Origin of the sequence: Eubacterium ramulus ATCC 29099 (genome assembly GCF_000469345.1) — a bacterium.
GTDB lineage: Bacteria > Bacillota > Clostridia > Lachnospirales > Lachnospiraceae > Eubacterium_I > Eubacterium_I ramulus.
Window position 1 is genome coordinate 1 of record NZ_KI271194.1, and the last position, 625, is coordinate 625.

General features: G+C 38.6%; 1 protein-coding gene. It reads right to left on the reverse strand.

Annotated elements, in window-relative coordinates:
* Positions 1-112 precede the first annotated feature (112 nt).
* Positions 113-625: hypothetical protein (locus HMPREF0373_RS15810; protein WP_044965052.1), on the reverse strand; the 513-nt coding region annotated here is incomplete at its 5' end.

A 625-nucleotide genomic window follows, 5' to 3' on the forward strand; every position in this document is an offset into this window, starting at 1 on the left:
TTTTTTCTTACAGATCCTTTTGCCATAATCGTATGTCTCCTTTCGATATTAGACAATCGGAACTGATGAAATGCTTCGTGCGTGTAAGTATATCATAACTCCGGTTGTCTTACTATACCGATTCGGAATCTTCGTATAAGACTTCTGATAAAAGATTTGCAAGCCTTTGTTCTGCTGTTTTTGGTTTCTTGGAATAGAGCCTTACAATGTCTGCCATCTCATTAAAAGCATTGATGGTATGAGTGATTTCCCTTAAGAACATAATCTCATTATATTCCTCATTCGATTCAAACCCTATTGTTTTGGCAATATCCGTCTGACCAGCATTTCCCTTGAAGTTTTTGCAGGCGAACTGGAAGGAATCCAAAAACAGACCATATTGTTTTAACATCAGCAGTAATAAATCTTTTGAAAAAGCATCTTCTTCTTTGGTAAGGGCAAGCGGTAACTGTTCCAGAATATCTCCCATCGCATCACGAATCTGTAACTCTCTCTTATCCGTAATGTCGGTTTCATATTCATCTGTTTCCCCTTTGAGCCATTCCACAGATACATGGAGTGCTTCCGAAAGACCTTCCAGCACCATTTTTTTCGTATTGTCAATCGAACCATTCTCATAACGCAG